The organism is Pseudocolwellia sp. AS88 (genome assembly GCF_030551755.1).
GTDB lineage: Bacteria > Pseudomonadota > Gammaproteobacteria > Enterobacterales > Alteromonadaceae > Pseudocolwellia.
Map to the genome: position 1 here is coordinate 226,214 of NZ_JAUPEC010000002.1, position 16,712 is coordinate 242,925.

General features: G+C 35.2%; 15 protein-coding genes. 11 read left to right on the top strand and 4 right to left on the bottom strand.

Annotated features, from left to right (window positions below; genetic code table 11):
• Nucleotides 1–75: 75 nt before the first annotated feature.
• The 3 genes from Q5N69_RS02515 to Q5N69_RS02525 form a co-directional block, all read right to left on the bottom strand.
• On the bottom strand, nt 76–1,029 hold the full coding sequence (locus tag Q5N69_RS02515; RefSeq protein ID WP_304367267.1) for a DUF523 and DUF1722 domain-containing protein: 954 nt from the start codon (nt 1,027–1,029) through the stop codon (nt 76–78).
• Between the two features lie 215 nt (nt 1,030–1,244).
• Nucleotides 1,245–1,937: a ChrR family anti-sigma-E factor gene (locus Q5N69_RS02520; protein WP_304367268.1), complete on the bottom strand. Its 693-nt coding sequence runs from the start codon at nt 1,935–1,937 to the stop codon at nt 1,245–1,247.
• A complete protein-coding gene (locus Q5N69_RS02525; protein WP_304367269.1) occupies nt 1,934–2,497 on the bottom strand; it encodes a sigma-70 family RNA polymerase sigma factor in 564 nt (187 codons plus the stop codon). The genes Q5N69_RS02520 and Q5N69_RS02525 overlap by 4 nt, the downstream gene beginning before the upstream one ends.
• 651 nt (nt 2,498–3,148) lie before the next feature.
• Here Q5N69_RS02525 and argR point away from each other — a divergent pair.
• From argR to Q5N69_RS02580, 11 genes are all read left to right on the top strand, one after another.
• Nucleotides 3,149–3,619, top strand: coding sequence for a transcriptional regulator ArgR (gene argR, locus Q5N69_RS02530; protein WP_304367270.1), 471 nt, complete (start codon nt 3,149–3,151; stop codon nt 3,617–3,619).
• A 215-nt stretch (nt 3,620–3,834) separates the two neighbouring features.
• Nucleotides 3,835–4,266: a nucleoside-diphosphate kinase gene (ndk, locus tag Q5N69_RS02535; RefSeq protein ID WP_304367271.1), complete on the top strand. Its 432-nt coding sequence runs from the start codon at nt 3,835–3,837 to the stop codon at nt 4,264–4,266.
• Between the two features lie 301 nt (nt 4,267–4,567).
• Entirely contained in the window at nt 4,568–5,725 is a 1,158-nt protein-coding gene (locus Q5N69_RS02540; RefSeq protein ID WP_304367272.1) for a bifunctional tRNA (adenosine(37)-C2)-methyltransferase TrmG/ribosomal RNA large subunit methyltransferase RlmN, read from the top strand.
• A 52-nt stretch (nt 5,726–5,777) separates the two neighbouring features.
• Nucleotides 5,778–7,157, top strand: a complete 1,380-nt coding sequence (pilW, locus tag Q5N69_RS02545) for a type IV pilus biogenesis/stability protein PilW (RefSeq protein ID WP_304367273.1) — start codon at nt 5,778–5,780, stop codon at nt 7,155–7,157.
• 13 nt (nt 7,158–7,170) lie between these two features.
• On the top strand, nt 7,171–8,127 hold the full coding sequence (locus Q5N69_RS02550) for a RodZ domain-containing protein (protein ID WP_304367274.1): 957 nt from the start codon (nt 7,171–7,173) through the stop codon (nt 8,125–8,127).
• Between the two features lie 32 nt (nt 8,128–8,159).
• Complete coding sequence (gene ispG, locus Q5N69_RS02555) at nt 8,160–9,278, top strand: flavodoxin-dependent (E)-4-hydroxy-3-methylbut-2-enyl-diphosphate synthase (protein WP_304367275.1); 1,119 nt, start codon at nt 8,160–8,162, stop codon at nt 9,276–9,278.
• Nucleotides 9,279–9,396: 118 nt separating this feature from the next.
• Nucleotides 9,397–10,671: a histidine--tRNA ligase gene (gene hisS, locus Q5N69_RS02560; protein WP_304367276.1), complete on the top strand. Its 1,275-nt coding sequence runs from the start codon at nt 9,397–9,399 to the stop codon at nt 10,669–10,671.
• A gap of 9 nt (nt 10,672–10,680) precedes the next feature.
• Nucleotides 10,681–11,316, top strand: a complete 636-nt coding sequence (locus tag Q5N69_RS02565; protein ID WP_304367277.1) for a tetratricopeptide repeat protein — start codon at nt 10,681–10,683, stop codon at nt 11,314–11,316.
• Nucleotides 11,317–11,435: 119 nt separating this feature from the next.
• Nucleotides 11,436–12,644, top strand: a complete 1,209-nt coding sequence (bamB, locus tag Q5N69_RS02570; protein ID WP_304367278.1) for an outer membrane protein assembly factor BamB — start codon at nt 11,436–11,438, stop codon at nt 12,642–12,644.
• 189 nt (nt 12,645–12,833) lie between these two features.
• The gene (gene der / locus Q5N69_RS02575; protein ID WP_304367279.1) at nt 12,834–14,297 is read left to right on the top strand and encodes a ribosome biogenesis GTPase Der; all 1,464 of its coding nucleotides are present in this window, start codon (nt 12,834–12,836) and stop codon (nt 14,295–14,297) included.
• Between the two features lie 339 nt (nt 14,298–14,636).
• On the top strand, nt 14,637–15,314 hold the full coding sequence (locus tag Q5N69_RS02580) for a PilZ domain-containing protein (RefSeq protein ID WP_304367280.1): 678 nt from the start codon (nt 14,637–14,639) through the stop codon (nt 15,312–15,314).
• Between the two features lie 46 nt (nt 15,315–15,360).
• On the opposite strand, the gene xseA is transcribed toward Q5N69_RS02580, so the two are convergent.
• Complete coding sequence (gene xseA / locus Q5N69_RS02585) at nt 15,361–16,707, bottom strand: exodeoxyribonuclease VII large subunit (RefSeq protein ID WP_304367281.1); 1,347 nt, start codon at nt 16,705–16,707, stop codon at nt 15,361–15,363.
• Nucleotides 16,708–16,712 lie beyond the last annotated feature (5 nt).

Consider the following 16,712-nt stretch of genomic DNA (forward strand, 5'->3'; position numbering starts at 1 on the left):
ATCACCAATTAAACGTTTTTTATGGTGTTAGCTAAATTCTCATGTCTAGTTCAGGCTACATAAGGTTATACGAAATTAAAAACCATACCTTAATTTTAATTCATCAGGGTAGGGCGATAAGTAAACCTGTGCAGATAAATACTCTTCAGTATGTTCTCTTAAATAATGGTTAATTAATGTCAGTGGAACTAACAATGGTAAAATGCCTTCTCGGTATTGATGGATCTTTTCTACTAACTCTTCTTTTTGAAGTGGAGTTAAGTATTTTTTAAAGTAACCTTGTAAATGCATTAAAGTGTTGGTGTGACTTTTTCTATTAGACAGTTTCTTTAAAGCCGTCATCAAACCTAAAATGTATAAATCTGCTTGTTCTTCTAACGGTAAATCTGTTCTCGCTAAAAGTTGCCCTAGTTCTTTATAGCTTTGCACATGATGACTCATCACTAAGTATTTATGTTCGCTATGAAAAGTAATTAACTTATGTTTTGTTAAGCCTGATGCAACTAAATCTTGCCAATGGCGGTAAGTGAAAATTCGAATAATAAAATTCTCGCGCAAAGGTATATCGTTTAAACGACCATTTTCTTCACACGGCAGAAGAGGATTAGCTTTCATCACTTCTCTAGCAAAGAAACCTACACCATCATGTTTACAGCCTTTACCATGATCGTAATACACTTTAACTCTTTCCATACCGCAGCTAGGGCTTTTTTGGCAGAAAATAAAACCACTTAGTGAGCCAAAATTTTGTGCTGTCTTTTGTCCATATTCTGTTAACGCTTTAGTTACATCACCTGTGCCGTCTGGTTGGCTTACATGAATAATGTCATCTTTAAGTATTTGTCTGATGGTTGGGCGAGGAATAGGTAAACCAATAGCAACTTCAGGACAAAAGGTTTTATAGTCCACATGTTTGCTTAATTCTGACATACAGAAATCAGATTTTTTATGTCCTGTATCATATCTAACAGGCTCTCCATGTACACAGGCGCTCATTCCAATCACAGGTCTGTTAAGTGTTTCTTTCATTGTAAATCCTTATGCTATGCGCCAAGCGCTATCTATTATGTATAGCTGCTCTATTAATAGTTAGCTAGTTTGAGTTATACAGATAATACTGAGTAAATATTTAATTTAACTTTAAGTAACAGGAATAATTATGTGTATTTTAGACAATAAATCTCATCAATACTGGCTTGGTATACGTTAGCCAATATTGATGAATATCTAATGATATCTATATATTAATAAATAAATTTACCTATAGGATTGAGTAATTTGCTCAAACCTTGAGTAAATTGAAGTGCGTCATCTGCAACGGTGTAACACAGACAACCTTCTTTTGTATGAGGTGTGTGAGTATGTTTATCAGTTAACCAAATAAAGTCACCTTTAACATAAGTGCCTTTTTCATCCTCAAAGCTACCTTCTAGTAACAATGTTAACTCAAAACCTTTGTGGGTATGAGATGGCACACCGCCGTCTTTGTCTATGTGTAATAAACTTGTGTGCAATGACCCTTCGTTTAAATTAATACGTGCTCTACTTAGTTTGCCTAGCTTTTGCCAACCCATCATAGCCATAGACCTCAATGCAGTAGGTAAAGGGTACGTTGTCCCTTTGATTTCTACATCTAAAGGCTCTTGAGTCATCATTTCAGTAATTGAATCGTCTTCCATAATGGATTTCATCATGAGATCAAATTCACTAATATTATCAAATGCTTTGTCAGTTATTACTTTCTTTGAAAGACTGTTATAAACATTTGCATCGTCAGAAAATGTATTAGCTGCAGCTTCTTCAGTTATACGTTGAATGTTCTTTGCACATATTTCACACATTTCAGCATGAACTGCAATTCCCGCGCTTAATGAAGCAGGTAATTCTCCTTCAACATAGGCATTAAGGAGTTCGTAGTGTGGATGATGAGTGATCATTTCGACTCTCCTATCTGTTGTTTAAGTTTAATAAGTGCCAGCCTTAATCTAGATTTGACTGTTCCTAGAGGAATCGCAAGTTTTGTTGCGAGCTGCTCTTGAGACATTTCTTCAAGATATAAACCTTTTACAACTTCTTTTTGTGCTTCAGGTAAAATATCAATGTTTTTTAGTAGGTTAGAGCTCATCAGGTGGTCGTCAAAACTATCCTCTTGCACAAGTTGAGCTTCAGCCATTGGCCAAATATCTTCACTCAATGTGTCTTCGCGGTTTGACCTTACCTTTCTTAGCATATCAAACGATAAGTTACGCATTATGCTGTAAACCCATGTTGTTGCTTCGCCCTTGTCACCATTAAAAAGGTGAGCTTTTCTCCATATATTCGTCATTGTCTCTTGAAGTAATTCATTGGCTGCGCTTTCGGTATTAAGTTTTTGTATACCAAATTGAATAATTTTAGGCGCGAACCAAGAAAACAACGCTGTAAATGCGTTTTTATCTCTGTCAGTTGCTATGTCGTATAGCCAGCTTTTTAATTGCTGTTGTTCATCAGAATTCATTGTTGAATTTCTTATAATGATTTCAGTCGGAGCTGAATTATATGTCCAAGGTGTATACATAATATAACAATTTACAGTGAATTAGGTGACTCTTGTTGTGCTATACGATGAGATATTAACTTTAGATCAATAATATTATTAAAAAAACTGAGCTCGGCTTCATATATTCTTTTCTAACTGCTACTTTTACTTGCTTCATCATTAAATTTACTTGCAATAGGCTAGCTATTGACGCGAAGTTTGCTTTGAAGAAAGAAAAATTATCAAGCTAGCGTATAAGTTGAATGTTATTAGTAATAATTTCAATGAATTAAAAACATCTTAAACCAAGTTGAGGTTAAAAATAATGCACTCAATTAATTGTGTTGTTAATTAAACGTACCGATTAATAGCTTATGTAACAGAAAGAAATGTGTATGGTCTTGGTTATTAATTTTGTTTGATATGAAGGTTTTAAACTTGATGAATAAAGTGAACTTTAAAATGCCAATAAAACATTTAAGTACAATAAACTTCAAAATTCTATTGTAACTATAGATAACAGTTAGTTATCCTACTTCTTCCTTATAATCTTAAGGAGATATCTATTATTAGATTTTGAGATTATAATACCATGTCTTTTTTAACTAACCAGAAATTCACAGAGCTAACATGCTAAGTAACCGCAAAAAGAATGAGTCTGCATTAATTCAAATATTTAAAGGTTTATTGAAAGATCAACGTTATGGTTCTCAAAGCCAATTAGCCGAAGCTCTCGCACAACACGGCTATGAGAATATGTCTCAAGCTAAAATTTCTCGCTTATTATCTAAATTAGGCGCCGTTAAAATGAGGAATGCTTCAAGTCAGGTGGTTTATATTTTACCTGATGAGTTAGCAGTACCGAGAACAAAACAAGCGATTCAATCTGTTGTTATAAGTGTTAAGCACAATGGCATGCAAATTATTGTTAAAACAGGTATTGGTGGAGCACCATTAATTTCTAGAATGCTAGATAGTATGGGTGAGTCTGCAGGTATTTTAGGCACTTTAGCTGGTGATGATACAATTTTTATTGCTCCTGCTAATGTAGATAACATAGATCAAATAACTGATGACATTAAACAAATATTAGATATGTAAGCAAGTTGATAAATTTAAGGCTTGAATAACTAACATAATCAACTTTAGAGCAAACTTAACCTTGGTTAATTGTCTATATTTTAACAATTCTTCAATCATAATAGTGTTTTAGTAAATTAAGTTATTTTTCTCTTCTGATAGTGTTAGTTTTTTGTTTGTAATTCGTCTATAATCTCGCGCAAAATTTATACTTACTAAATCTTATAAGGGCTATCATGGCTATCGAACGTACTTTTTCAATTGTAAAACCTGATGCAGTAGCTAAAAATGTTATTGGTCAAATCTATAACCGTTTTGAAACTGCTGGTTTAAAAATCGTTGCTTCAAAAATGGTTCACCTAAGCAAAGAAAAAGCTGAAGGTTTTTACGCTGAACATAGTGAACGTCCATTTTTTGGCGCACTTGTTGAATTTATGACATCTGGTCCAGTTATGGTTCAAGTGTTAGAAGGCGAAAACGCTGTATTAAAAAATCGTGAAATCATGGGTGCTACTAACCCTGCTGAAGCATTAGCAGGTACTTTACGTGCAGATTACGCTGATTCAATTGACGAAAACGCATGTCACGGTTCAGATGCTTTAGAATCTGCAGCTCGTGAGATTGCTTACTTTTTCGCTGACGATGAAATTTGTTCACGTACGCGTTAATATTTGCTGCTACGTTAAGTAGCAAACAATAGTATCAAAAAAGGATTTTACTGAATATTCGGTAAAATCCTTTTGTTTTAAATAGCGATTAGCTTTTTGCTTAATTACGAGAGGGCTATTCTTAAGATTTTAATATTGAGTCTTTTTTATTAGAATACTCAATATTAAAATTTTAGCGGTACTTATATCGTTAAAACTACCTCTGTTTATAATGGGGTAGAGATCAAACCTTATGAGATATTTCTCTTTATAAAAGATGAATATTTCACCTATTTAAATGTGTTTCTGAGATTTGTTTATCATGAGTGAAGTGGCTGAAGTATCGCAAGAGTCTATTAAAAAAGTAAACCTACTTAATTTGGACCACCAAATGATGCGTGAGTTTTTAGCGTCGTTAGGTGAAAAGCCATTTCGAGCGGATCAATTAATGAAGTGGATATATCACTTTGGTTATGATGATTTCGAACTAATGACTAACATCAATAAAAAGCTACGTGAAAAACTTCAACGTACTGCTGAAATTGTTGCACCTGATATCTCTGAAAAGCAGGTGTCTAAAGATGGCACCATAAAATATTCATTAAGGCTTGAAGGCGGTCAAGAAGTTGAAACTGTTTGGATCCCTGAAAATGATCGCGCTACTTTATGTGTTTCTTCACAAGTAGGTTGTGCACTTGAATGTACTTTCTGTGCAACAGCGCAACAAGGTTTTAACCGCAACTTGTCTATGGCTGAAATTATTGGTCAAGTGTGGCGTGTAGCTAACGATATTGGCGCAACACGTATCGCAGGCAAACGACCTATCACGAACATTGTAATGATGGGAATGGGCGAACCTTTATTAAATATGAAGAACCTTATTCCTGCACTCGATACCATGCTTAATGATTTAGGTTATGGCTTATCTAAACGTCGAGTTACGGTAAGTACTTCAGGTGTTGTTCCTGCTTTAGACATGCTTAAAGAAAAAATTGATTGTGCTTTAGCTATTTCAATTCATGCGCCTAATAACAAGTTGCGTGATGAACTAGTACCTATTAATAAAAAATATCCGCTAGAAGACTTTTTAGTTGCAGCAGGTAGATACATTGAAGGTTCAAAAGCCAATAAACAAGCAACTATTGAATATGTAATGCTTGATCATGTTAATGACAGCACAGAACAAGCGCATGAACTTGCTATCGCTTTGAAAGATTTACCAAGTAAAATCAATTTAATACCTTTTAATCCATATCCAGGTTCTCCGTATAAAAGATCAAGTAATTCGCGTATAGATCGTTTTGATAAAGTCTTACAAAGTTACGGCTTAACCGTTATTACACGTAGAACTCGTGGTGATGATATAGATGCTGCTTGTGGTCAATTAGCAGGTGATGTTTTAGATAGAACTAAGCGTACAGCAATAATAGATGAAAAAAACAAAGCAAAAACAGAAGAAATTACAGTAAAAGTTATCTGATATGGTTATGATGCGTATGCAATTTATTCTAAATTAAGGGACTTTGCTTCTAATGCTAAAAATTCGTCACATTATTACAGTGAGTATACTGTCCACTTTATTGGGTGGCTGCGTTACAAAAAATTACGAAAATAATGCGGATACGCCTAGAGTTGAAAATACTTCAACTAATAATGAAATCGCGATGACACGTATTTCATTAGGTATGGGGTATTTGAATATGGGTAACACCACGCAAGCAAAACTTAATTTAGAAAAAGCCAAACGCTATGCTCCTAGATTAACTCAAGTACATACAGCCTTTGCGCAATATTTTGATGTGGTTGATGAGCCTGAACAAGCGATAGCTTCTTTCGAATATGCGTTGTCATTAGATGAGGATGATGCTGACACCTTAAATAATTATGGTGTGTTTCTTTGTAAGCGCGAAAGGTATGATGAATCTGAAACTATTTTACTTAAAGCTATTGCGGTTCCAAGCTACCTTTTAGTTGCTCAAAGCTATGAAAATTTGGCTACTTGTCAACTGGAAGATAACAAGTTTGAAAAAGCCGAAATGTACTTAGCTAAGTCTATTTCTCACAGTCCAGGTCGTTCGTCATCATTATTGCAAATGCTACGTTTACAATATGCTATGGGTAAATATGACGAGAGTATCCAATATCTTAGACGCTATGAAAAATCAACGAGACGCTTTACACCTGATGCATTAGCCTTAGCTTATAAAGTTTATGAAAAAATGCATAATCAGCGTATAGCAAAAAATTATGCTGGTTTATTAGTGAAAATGTTTCCAAACTCATATGAAGCAAAACAGTATATCTTAAATAATTTACAACATATTGAAGCCGATGATTTAGCTGAAAAGTATTTATCGTTCAATAGCCAAAAAAGCGATAAACCTAAAAAACGCGTGATGGTACTGTCGCCAAATAAACAATCTGGAATTTCAGTTGCTTCAGCTTCTCAATCTCAAAACAAAGCTGAGATAGTTGAGTCTATTCAAACTAAAGAAAAGTCAGTGGAACCAACAATAAACAAACAAACTGATGATGCTAGCGAAGATATTATAGAGGAATTAACTCAAAGTCCTGCAATTGAAGCTAATGTTAATAATCCTAAAGAAGCTGAAGACGTTGAATCTTTAGTATCAGAAACAACCAATAAATTGAAGGAAGAAGCGGCGGCACTAATAGCTGATGATTCATCAAACACTGGTATAGCTAAAGCTTCAAGAGATGATGATGGCAACAGAATGTTGACTTTGCCTATTCACGTTATTGCAAAAGGCGACAGCTTATATTCAATTTCTAAGCGGCATAATATTAAAATGTACCTTATAGAGCGATGGAATGGTTTCAAGCGCTCTAAAATTTTAAAGATTGGGGATGTTATATATTTAGCTGACCCTAAAAAAGCAGTTAAACACTAGTGGGTTTACTTAAATGAGTAAAGAATTACCTGAAGTAGAAAACGTAATAGCTGGTCCTGGTAAGCTTTTAGCTGAAGCTAGAACTAGCCGAGGTTTAAGTGTTGAAGATGTAGCTGCTAGATTAAATTTTAGAGTGTCGTTAGTTAAAAATATGGAAGCTGATATTTATGATAAAAGCTTGCCTGACACTTTTAATCGTGGTTATTTAAAAAACTACGCAAAGTTACTTAATATCCCTAATGCTGATGTTATTGGCTTATATGAAAGCATGAATGGCGTTGCTATAAATCCGGCACGAATGCAGAGCTTTTCAAATGGCACCGCTAAAAAAGCCCAAAATAACCTATTAATGTGGATTACTTATTTGATTCTTGCCATCTTTATTGGCTTCACCGTGATGTGGTGGCTGCAAGATGATGATAAGGCGATTCAGAAAGATGATATAGCTGCTGTCGAAAATGCCTCAAATTCAGAAGCTAACCTCGTTAACTCTAATTCGTCAGATGAATTATTAGATACAAATACAGAAATACTTGATGAAGAGAGTAATGATGTTAAAACACCTGAAGAGCAGGCTCAGTCAGCAGTAAATACAGCAATAAAACCTTTAATTGATGATAACTTAACAGAAAGTATCGTGAATGAAGGCACTGCAGATAATAGCTTAGCTTCTCAAGAAGAGTCTTCATCTGCAGCAAGCACTATAGAAAAGGCAGAATTAACCCAAGTTGTTTTTACTTTTTCTGGTGATTGTTGGGTAAATATTTATGACGCATTAGGTGAAAGGATCGCTTGGGGTATTAAAAAAACAGGTTATGTAATGACGATAGATGCACAAGCACCTCTAAAAATAACGATCGGAAAGCCAGAGTTAGTGGAAATAGACTTTGGAGGTGAAAGCATCGATATGTCTGTTTATCCTGAAGGGCACATTGCTAAATTAACTTTACCGCTATCCTCACAATCTTAATAGTAAAATAATAAGTAATCGAAAGAATAATTATGTTTAAAGAATCTCCTATTATAAGACGCAAATCTCGTCAAATCATGGTTGGCAATGTACCTGTTGGTGGCGATGCACCTATTACTGTGCAATCAATGACAAATACATTAACAACAGATGTTGCTGCAACTGTCGCGCAAATTAAAGCATTAGAAGCTGTTGGTGCTGATATTGTTCGTGTCAGTGTACCTACTATGGATGCAGCAGAAGCTTTTAGAGAAATTAAGAAACAAGTTAATGTTCCATTAGTTACTGATATCCATTTTGATTATCGTATCGCCCTTAAAGTGGCTGAATATGGTGCTGACTGTTTAAGAATTAATCCAGGTAACATTGGTAGAGAAGATCGTGTTAGAGCTGTAGTTCAATCAGCTCGCGACAATAATATTCCAATTCGTATTGGTGTAAACGGCGGCTCTTTAGAAAAAGACATTCAAGAAAAATATAGTGAACCAACACCTGAAGCTTTATTAGAGTCAGCGATGCGTCATGTTGATATTCTTGACCGTTTAAACTTCGACCAGTTTAAAGTAAGTGTAAAAGCTTCTGATGTTTTTTTAGCTGTTGGAGCATATAGACTATTAGCTAACCAAATAGATAATCCATTACATTTAGGTATTACTGAAGCTGGTGGCTTACGCTCAGGCTCGGTTAAATCTTCTGTGGGTTTAGGTTTGTTATTATCTGAAGGTATAGGTGATACTTTACGTGTGTCGTTAGCGGCGGATCCGGTAGAAGAAATTAAAGTAGGCTTTGATATTCTAAAGTCACTTAAATTGCGTAGCCGTGGTATTAACCTTATTGCTTGTCCGAGTTGTTCACGCCAAGAGTTTGATGTTATTGCTACAGTCAATGCCCTTGAACAACGTATCGAAGATATTATGACACCTATGGATGTTTCCATTATCGGTTGTATTGTTAATGGTCCAGGCGAAGCTATTGTTTCAGATTTAGGCTTAACAGGTAGTAGTAAAAAAAGTGGTTATTATCTTGATGGCATAAGACAAAAAGAGCGTTTTGATAATACTAATTTAGTTGATCAACTTGAAACGCGTATTCGAGCTAAAGCTAAAATGCTTGATAAAGAAAATAGTATTGACGTGAAAGAGATAGATTAATATCTAAATAACACACCAATAACTAGGCTAAGCAAGGTATTATTTACGTTTAGCCTTAATACCCCTATAATGCCCGCAGCAATTTAAGCATTTTGATTATACAAAGAGAAGTACATTAGTGAGTAAAGCAATACAAGCAGTAAGAGGCATGAATGATTGTCTGCCATCTGAAACCAATATTTGGCAAATGGTTGAAACAGTATTAAGACGTGTAGCTAGCAATTATGGTTTTGCTGAAATTCGTATGCCGGTTGTAGAATCTACTGCACTTTTTAAACGTTCTATCGGTGAAGTAACTGATATCGTTGAAAAAGAAATGTACACTTTTGATGATCGAAATGGCGACAGTTTAACCCTTAGACCTGAAGGTACAGCCTCTTGTGTGAGAGCTGCAAATCAACATGGATTACTATATAACCAAGAACAACGCTTGTGGTATATGGGGCCAATGTTTAGACATGAACGCCCTCAAAAAGGTCGTTACCGTCAGTTTCACCAATTCGGTATTGAAGCTTTTGGTTTAGCAACACCAGATATTGACGCAGAAATTATTACCTTATCATCACGCTTATGGCGCGAGCTTGGTATTAGCGAACATGTAACACTAGAACTTAATTCTTTAGGTTCTAATCAAGAGCGTGCAGAATACAGAGATGCATTAGTGGCGTTTTTAACTGAGCGAGAAGATCAGTTAGATGAAGACAGTAAACGCAGAATGCATACAAATCCTTTACGTGTTCTAGATAGTAAAAATCCAGCAGTTCAAGAAGCTTTAATTGGCGCACCTAAATTATCTGACTACTTTGGTGAAGAATCTAAAACGCATTTCGAAGAAGTGTGTCGTCGCCTAGATGCTGCAGGTATTAGCTATGTAATAAATGATCGTTTAGTTCGTGGTTTAGATTATTACAATCGCACAGTATTTGAATGGGTAACAACAAGTTTAGGTTCACAAGGTACAGTTTGTGCTGGCGGACGTTATGATGGATTAGTTGAACAGTTAGGTGGTAAAGCAACTCCAGGTTTTGGTTTTGCCTTAGGTATTGAACGCTTAGTATTAATGTTGACTAGCCTAGAAAAAGTAAACAATGTTCGACCGCAAGTTGATGCTTACTTAATTATGTTAGGTGAAGCCGAAGAGTTAAAAGCCATTGAGTTAGCTGAACAATGGCGTAATTCAGTGCCAGAATGTAGATTACAAAATCATTGTGGTGGTGGAAATATGAAGAAACAAATGAAGCGTGCTGATAAGTCAGGCGCTCAAGTTGCCTTGATAATAGGCGAAAACGAATTAGCAGAGCAAACAGTAACAGTTAAATATTTGCGCGGCCAACATGAACAAGAAAGCATAGCATTTGATCAAGTGCCAAGCTTATTAGAAAAATTAATTTAAGGAAAAGTTGTGGAAATTTACGAAACAGAAGAACAACAAGTAGATGCGATTAAAAGTTACTGGAACAAAAACGGTAATATGATAATTGCAGGCATCGTTCTTGGCTTATCAGGCTTTGTCGGCTTTAATTATTATAAAGATGCACAACTAGAAAAAGAATTAGCAACATCTGATGCTTATCAAGCTTTAGTTGAATCAATTGAGACTAAGCCTGAAGGTTTTATTGCTGCTGGTGAAAAGTTTATTGCTGATAATAAAGATTCAACATATTCAGGTTTAACAGCTTTATCTTTAGCAAAGAAAGCGGCAAGTCATCAAGATTGGTCACAAGTAGAAAAGTATTTAATAACAGCTATTGAGTCTTCTAAAGACGAAGGTATTAAAGCTATTGCAACGTTACGTTTAGCGAGAGTTCAAATACAGTTAGATAAAGTAGATGCGGCGCTAACTACATTAAGTGCGCCTTTACCATCATCGTTTAAATCTGCAATTGAAGAAATCAAAGGTGATGCTTACTTACTTCAAGATAAAAAAGATCTAGCGCGTACTTCATACCAAGACGCGATAGCGGCAACAGCTGGAGCAGCAAGTCAATCACTTCAAATGAAGTTAGATGATTTAGCGGAAAATATTATTTTAAACTAGAACATTAACTTCTGTTTTTAAAATAATGTAAAAAATAACATATTGAGTGACTTTTTTTCGAATTGTGTTGTCTTAAGATAACGCTCGATATGTTTTATGACCAATAAGTGGATTTTGATGTGCTAATTTTTGATAAGAAAAGTTTAAAAAATAAAATTGCTGTAGTTTTTTTAATGACATTAGGTATTTCAGCATGTTCATCAACAGACGAGATTGATGAAACATTACCCGTTGAATTAACAGAAATTAATCAACAATTCGAACCCGAAGTATTATGGGAAGAAAATATTGGTGGTGGTGCAGAAGGTTACTTCTCTCGAATTACTCCTGTAGTTGCTTACGACAAGCTATTTACAAGTAATCGTAAAGGTGATGTTGCAGCTATTGACCTTAAAACTGGCGATGAGATCTGGACTGCTGATTTAAGTGATATTGATAACAAGCGTGGCTTTTTTGAAAGCCGTAAATCAGCGCTAATTAGCGGTGGTATTGTTGCTGGTATTAATAAGATATTTTTAGGCAGCGAAAACGGTAAAGTTTACGCGCTAGATGCTGAAACAGGTAAGTTAGACTGGCAAGCAGATATTAAAGGTGAAGTATTATCAGCTCCTGCTATTGATTCAGGCGTTGTTGTTGTAAATAGCTCGTCAGGTGTTATGAAGGCATTTAATGCAACTAATGGCGAAGAGCTTTGGAAGATTGACCAAGACACTCCAGCATTAACCTTACGTGGTATTAGTGCTCCAGCTATTGCTTCTGGTGGTGTATTTATTGGTACTCCAGATGGTAATTTATCTGTTTATATTTTAGAGAATGGACAACAAGGTTGGTCAGCGATCGTAGGTGAACCTTCAGGTTCTACTGAGTTTGAACGTGTAATTGATGTTGATTCATCGCCTGTTATATTTGGCGATAAAGTTTATTCAATTTCTTCTCGTGGAAATTTAGCGGTAATTGAATTACGAACAGGTCAAATAGCATGGAAACGTAAGTATTCGTCTTATACAGATTTGTTAGTAACACCTAGTACTATTTATTTAACAGATATAAAAGGTCATGTTTATGCTGTTGATAGATTAAATGGTACTGAGAAATGGAGCCAACTTTCTCTAACAAATCGTGATGTTACTGCCCCTGTTGAAGTAAAAGGTTATATCGTTGTTGGTGATTATGAAGGTTATTTACATTGGTTAGATAGTACTACAGGCGAAATAGTTTCTCGTCATGAGCTTGATTCAAGCGGTACTCATGTTGCACCCATTGTTTATGAAGACATATTATATTCACAAGCACGAAATGGTGATTTACAGGCAATTCAAACGCCTTAAATTACACAGGTATTACATCTAATAACGGCTCCTCACATTTAGTGTTGGAGCCGTTGTTTATTTTAATAAAAACATAAATCATCTAAATTTGAGATAATGTATTTCTTAATTAATTATCTCAAATTTAGGTTATATATTGAGTTTTGTCAGAAGTACAAAACTTATCATTCTTTTTAAATCGAGGTATTCATGCTTCCAGTTGTAGCGCTTGTTGGTCGTCCTAATGTAGGTAAATCAACGCTATTTAATCGTCTTACTCGTAGTCGAGATGCACTTGTTGCAGATTATCCGGGTTTAACGCGTGATCGCCAATATGGTAAGGCTGAAGTTGAAGAGCACCCATTTATCGTTATTGATACTGGTGGTATTCAAGGTGACGAAGAAGGAATTGATGCACTCATGGCTGAACAGTCATTAATGGCTGTTGATGAGGCTGATGCTGTTCTATTTATGGTTGATGCTCGTGCAGGCTTAACTTCTGCTGATTTGGGTATAGCGAGTTACTTACGTAAACAAGATAAAAAGATTTTTCTTGTTGCTAATAAGGTTGACGGTATAGATGCTGATTCTGCTGTTGCAGACTTTTATTCGCTAGGTCTTGGCGATACAGTTCATCAAATTGCTGCGGCTCATGGTCGTGGCGTAACTCAATTGTTAACTTTGGCACTAACGCCTCATATTGAAGCATTATCTGCTCCTAAAGCAGAAGAAAATGATGAGTTTGATGGCGAGATGGAAAGCGAGTTATCAGACCAAGAAAAAATTGATGCTGCTCCAGAAGAAAATGATCGTATCAAGCTTGCTATCATAGGAAAGCCTAATGTAGGTAAATCAACATTAACTAACCGTATTTTAGGTGAAGAACGTGTTGTTGTTTACGATATGCCGGGTACTACACGTGATAGTGTTTATATTCCTATGGAACATAATGGGCGTGAATACACATTAATTGATACGGCAGGTATTAGACGTCGTAAAAATGTAACGGATATTGTTGAGAAATTCTCTGTTATTAAAACATTAAGAGCGATTGAAGACTCTAACGTATGTTTATTAATTATAGATGCTCAAGAGGGTATTACAGATCAAGATTTGAGTTTACTTGGCTTTATTTTAGAATCAGGTCGTTCTTTAGTCCTTGCTGTTAATAAGTGGGACGGCTTAGATGACCATGTAAAAGATCGCATTAAAACTGAATTAGATAGACGTTTAGGTTTTATTGACTTTGCACGCATTCACTTTATCTCTGCTTTGCATGGTACCGGTGTTGGACATTTATACGAATCAGTTGAAGAGGCTTTTGTTTCGGCAACTAAACGTATATCAACGTCTATGGTAACTAAAATATTAGATATGGCTGTGTTTGATCATCAACCGCCAATGCATCAAGGTCGCCGTATTAAATTAAAATATGCTCATGCAGGTGGTTATAATCCACCTATTATTGTTATCCATGGTAACTCAGCTAAAAAGTTACCCCCATCTTACAAACGTTATTTAATGAACTATTACCGTAAATCATTAAAAATAATGGGAACACCAATAAGAATAGAGTTTAGAGAAACAAGTAATCCGTTTGCAGGCAAGAAAAAGCTCAATTATACCGAGCAAAAGAAACTTGCTAGATTAACGCAAGGTTATAAGAAAGATTAAAAATTAGGGTCGAGTTAATTAAAATAAAGCAGCTTTAGGGCTGCTTTTTTATACCTAAACTGAACTTGCTTTAATATTGTTAATTTATTGAAATATTACTAATCAAAGTTTAACGTAAGCGCTAGTTTGATAGTTTCACTTTAAGACAGTCCTTGCGTCAATACCGAGCTTATTACAAGTAAACTTAACAATGAAGCAAGAATAACTAGATGCTAGAGAAGAATCTATCCAACTGAATTGAGGTTGTTTATCTAACTGAGTTGTAATGGGTATATATTGCTTTTAAGTACCGATTTAGCTACTGTGGATTGCAATAACATTAGGAATAGGTCAAATGGCGTGAGCGCTAAAGAAGTTAATACAACTAATAGGTTAAGTAATCACTTAGCTCTTCTTTTACCAGGGACTACGGTATCTTTAGATATTGTCACTCCCGCAGGGCAAAGAGGAAAATTTAGAACTTGTTTTATTGGTTATTTCCCCAAAAAATATGTACTTGTTCAATTCCCAGATAGCAATAGATTAGGTAGTTTTACAAATTTTATATCTCAAGGTACATCAATTACTGTACGCGGGTTAATTGAAGGTCATGAAGGCTCAGTTGTTGCTTTTGCTTCAACTGTAAAACAAACTGTACAAATACCTTCTCGAATGATTGTTCTAGAGTTTCCAAAAAGAGTTACGTTACAAAGTTTACGTTCCTCTCTTCGTATTGACGTTAACATTCCAGTGAAATTGAAAATTGATAATGAATACTGGAAAGGTAGTATTAGTAATATCTCAGTTCATGGCTGTCAAATAACCATAAATAATGGTGAGTCATTAGCACTCACCTCAGATAAAAAAATTAATATTATTGTTGAAGATTTTCTCGGTTTACAAAACATCAATTTAAGTGGTGATGTTTGTAATTTAAAAGCACAAATTGCAGGTGTTTCATTAGGTGTTAAGTTTTTGGAACAAAGCAAAGAGAATGTCACTAAGTTAGTTCAGTATGCTGTGGTTGCTGAAATTTAGCTTTACTCATAAAAAAGATAAACTTGGGATCAGGTTCAGTTAATCTCTATTTAATTTCAGTTTTGTTATTCACTCTTGCTGAAATAAAGCCATCAACTAACTGTATTGAAATATCATTACCTACTTGTATTTGCGAAATACTGGTGATGACCTTATCTTTATTATCTTTAGTAACACTATAACCTCTAGCTATTGTTGCTAAAGGGCTAACTAAATTTAATTGCTCAATCGTGTATTTAAATTGATTTTGCTTACTTTTATTGGTTGAGTGAATAGCATTAATAAGCCGTGCTTTTAGTTGACTTATTTGTTGCTGCTTATCATGAATCCTTTTAAGTGGCGATTGTAGTAATAAACGTTGGTCAAGTTGTTCTTTTTGTAGTGCTAAACGAGATTTTAACTGTTTTAAATTATTATTGAGTCTAAAGCTTAATTCATCAAACCTCTGTTGTTGTACTGTTAACTTTTGCGCAGGATGTAATAAAGATAACCTATGCTTTATATGGCCCAGTCTGGTTTTGTGATGAATAAGGTTTCTTTGTTTTACCTGACGAATTCTTTGATTTAGTAATGAAAATCTTTGTAGTTTCTCTTCAATATCTGAAGATACTAATTCTGCAGCTGCTGAAGGCGTTGCCGCACGAAGATCTGCAGCATAGTCTGAAAGCGTTGTATCTATTTCATGACCTACGGCACTAATAACAGGGATTTGACTACGATAAATTGCTCTAACAACATTTTCCTCGTTGAAAGACCATAAGTCTTCTAGTGAACCTCCACCTCGGCCGACAATCAGTACATCACATTCTAGTCTATGATTAGCTGTGTTAATCGCTTGTTCTATTTCAAACTTAGCTTGAGTTCCTTGAACTAAGGCAGGGTAGATAATGACATTAAGCAGAGGATTTCTACGCTTTAAAACGGTAAGTATATCTTTCACAGCAGCGCCAGTGGGCGAGGTAACAATACCTACAGTGTTTATATGTTTAGGTATTTCTTTTTTATATAAAGAGTTGAATAAGCCTTCAGCAAGGAGTTTGCTTTTGAGTTGCTCAAATTCTTGTCTAAGTAGACCTTCGCCGGCATCATCAAGTTGTTCAATAATTAATTGAAAGTCGCCTCGAGGTTCATACAGTGAAACTTTAGCCCTTACTAAAACTTGTTGACCATTTTTAGGTAATCCAGAAGACAATCTTACTTTGCGATTATTACCTTTAAACATGGCACATTTTACTTGAGACTTACTGTCCTTTAACGACAAGTACCAATGACCTGAGCTTGCAGCAATAAAGTTAGAAACTTCGCCACATAACCACACGGTATTGAGTTCGCTCTCTAAAATAAAGCGTACTTTTTTGGTTAATTCACTAACTTGTAAAATATGATGATTCATGTCGA

What these genes read in the sequence shown, in the direction of transcription:
- Q5N69_RS02515 (WP_304367267.1), bottom strand. Translation starts at nt 1,029, where the DNA reads ATGAAAGAAACACTTAACAGACCTGTGATTGGAATGAGCGCCTGTGTA.
- Q5N69_RS02520 (WP_304367268.1), bottom strand. Translation starts at nt 1,937, where the DNA reads ATGATCACTCATCATCCACACTACGAACTCCTTAATGCCTATGTTGAA.
- Q5N69_RS02525 (WP_304367269.1), bottom strand. Translation starts at nt 2,497, where the DNA reads ATGAATTCTGATGAACAACAGCAATTAAAAAGCTGGCTATACGACATA.
- argR (WP_304367270.1), top strand. Translation starts at nt 3,149, where the DNA reads ATGCTAAGTAACCGCAAAAAGAATGAGTCTGCATTAATTCAAATATTT.
- ndk (WP_304367271.1), top strand. Translation starts at nt 3,835, where the DNA reads ATGGCTATCGAACGTACTTTTTCAATTGTAAAACCTGATGCAGTAGCT.
- Q5N69_RS02540 (WP_304367272.1), top strand. Translation starts at nt 4,568, where the DNA reads ATGAGTGAAGTGGCTGAAGTATCGCAAGAGTCTATTAAAAAAGTAAAC.
- pilW (WP_304367273.1), top strand. Translation starts at nt 5,778, where the DNA reads ATGCTAAAAATTCGTCACATTATTACAGTGAGTATACTGTCCACTTTA.
- Q5N69_RS02550 (WP_304367274.1), top strand. Translation starts at nt 7,171, where the DNA reads ATGAGTAAAGAATTACCTGAAGTAGAAAACGTAATAGCTGGTCCTGGT.
- ispG (WP_304367275.1), top strand. Translation starts at nt 8,160, where the DNA reads ATGTTTAAAGAATCTCCTATTATAAGACGCAAATCTCGTCAAATCATG.
- der (WP_304367279.1), top strand. Translation starts at nt 12,834, where the DNA reads ATGCTTCCAGTTGTAGCGCTTGTTGGTCGTCCTAATGTAGGTAAATCA.
- xseA (WP_304367281.1), bottom strand. Translation starts at nt 16,707, where the DNA reads ATGAATCATCATATTTTACAAGTTAGTGAATTAACCAAAAAAGTACGC.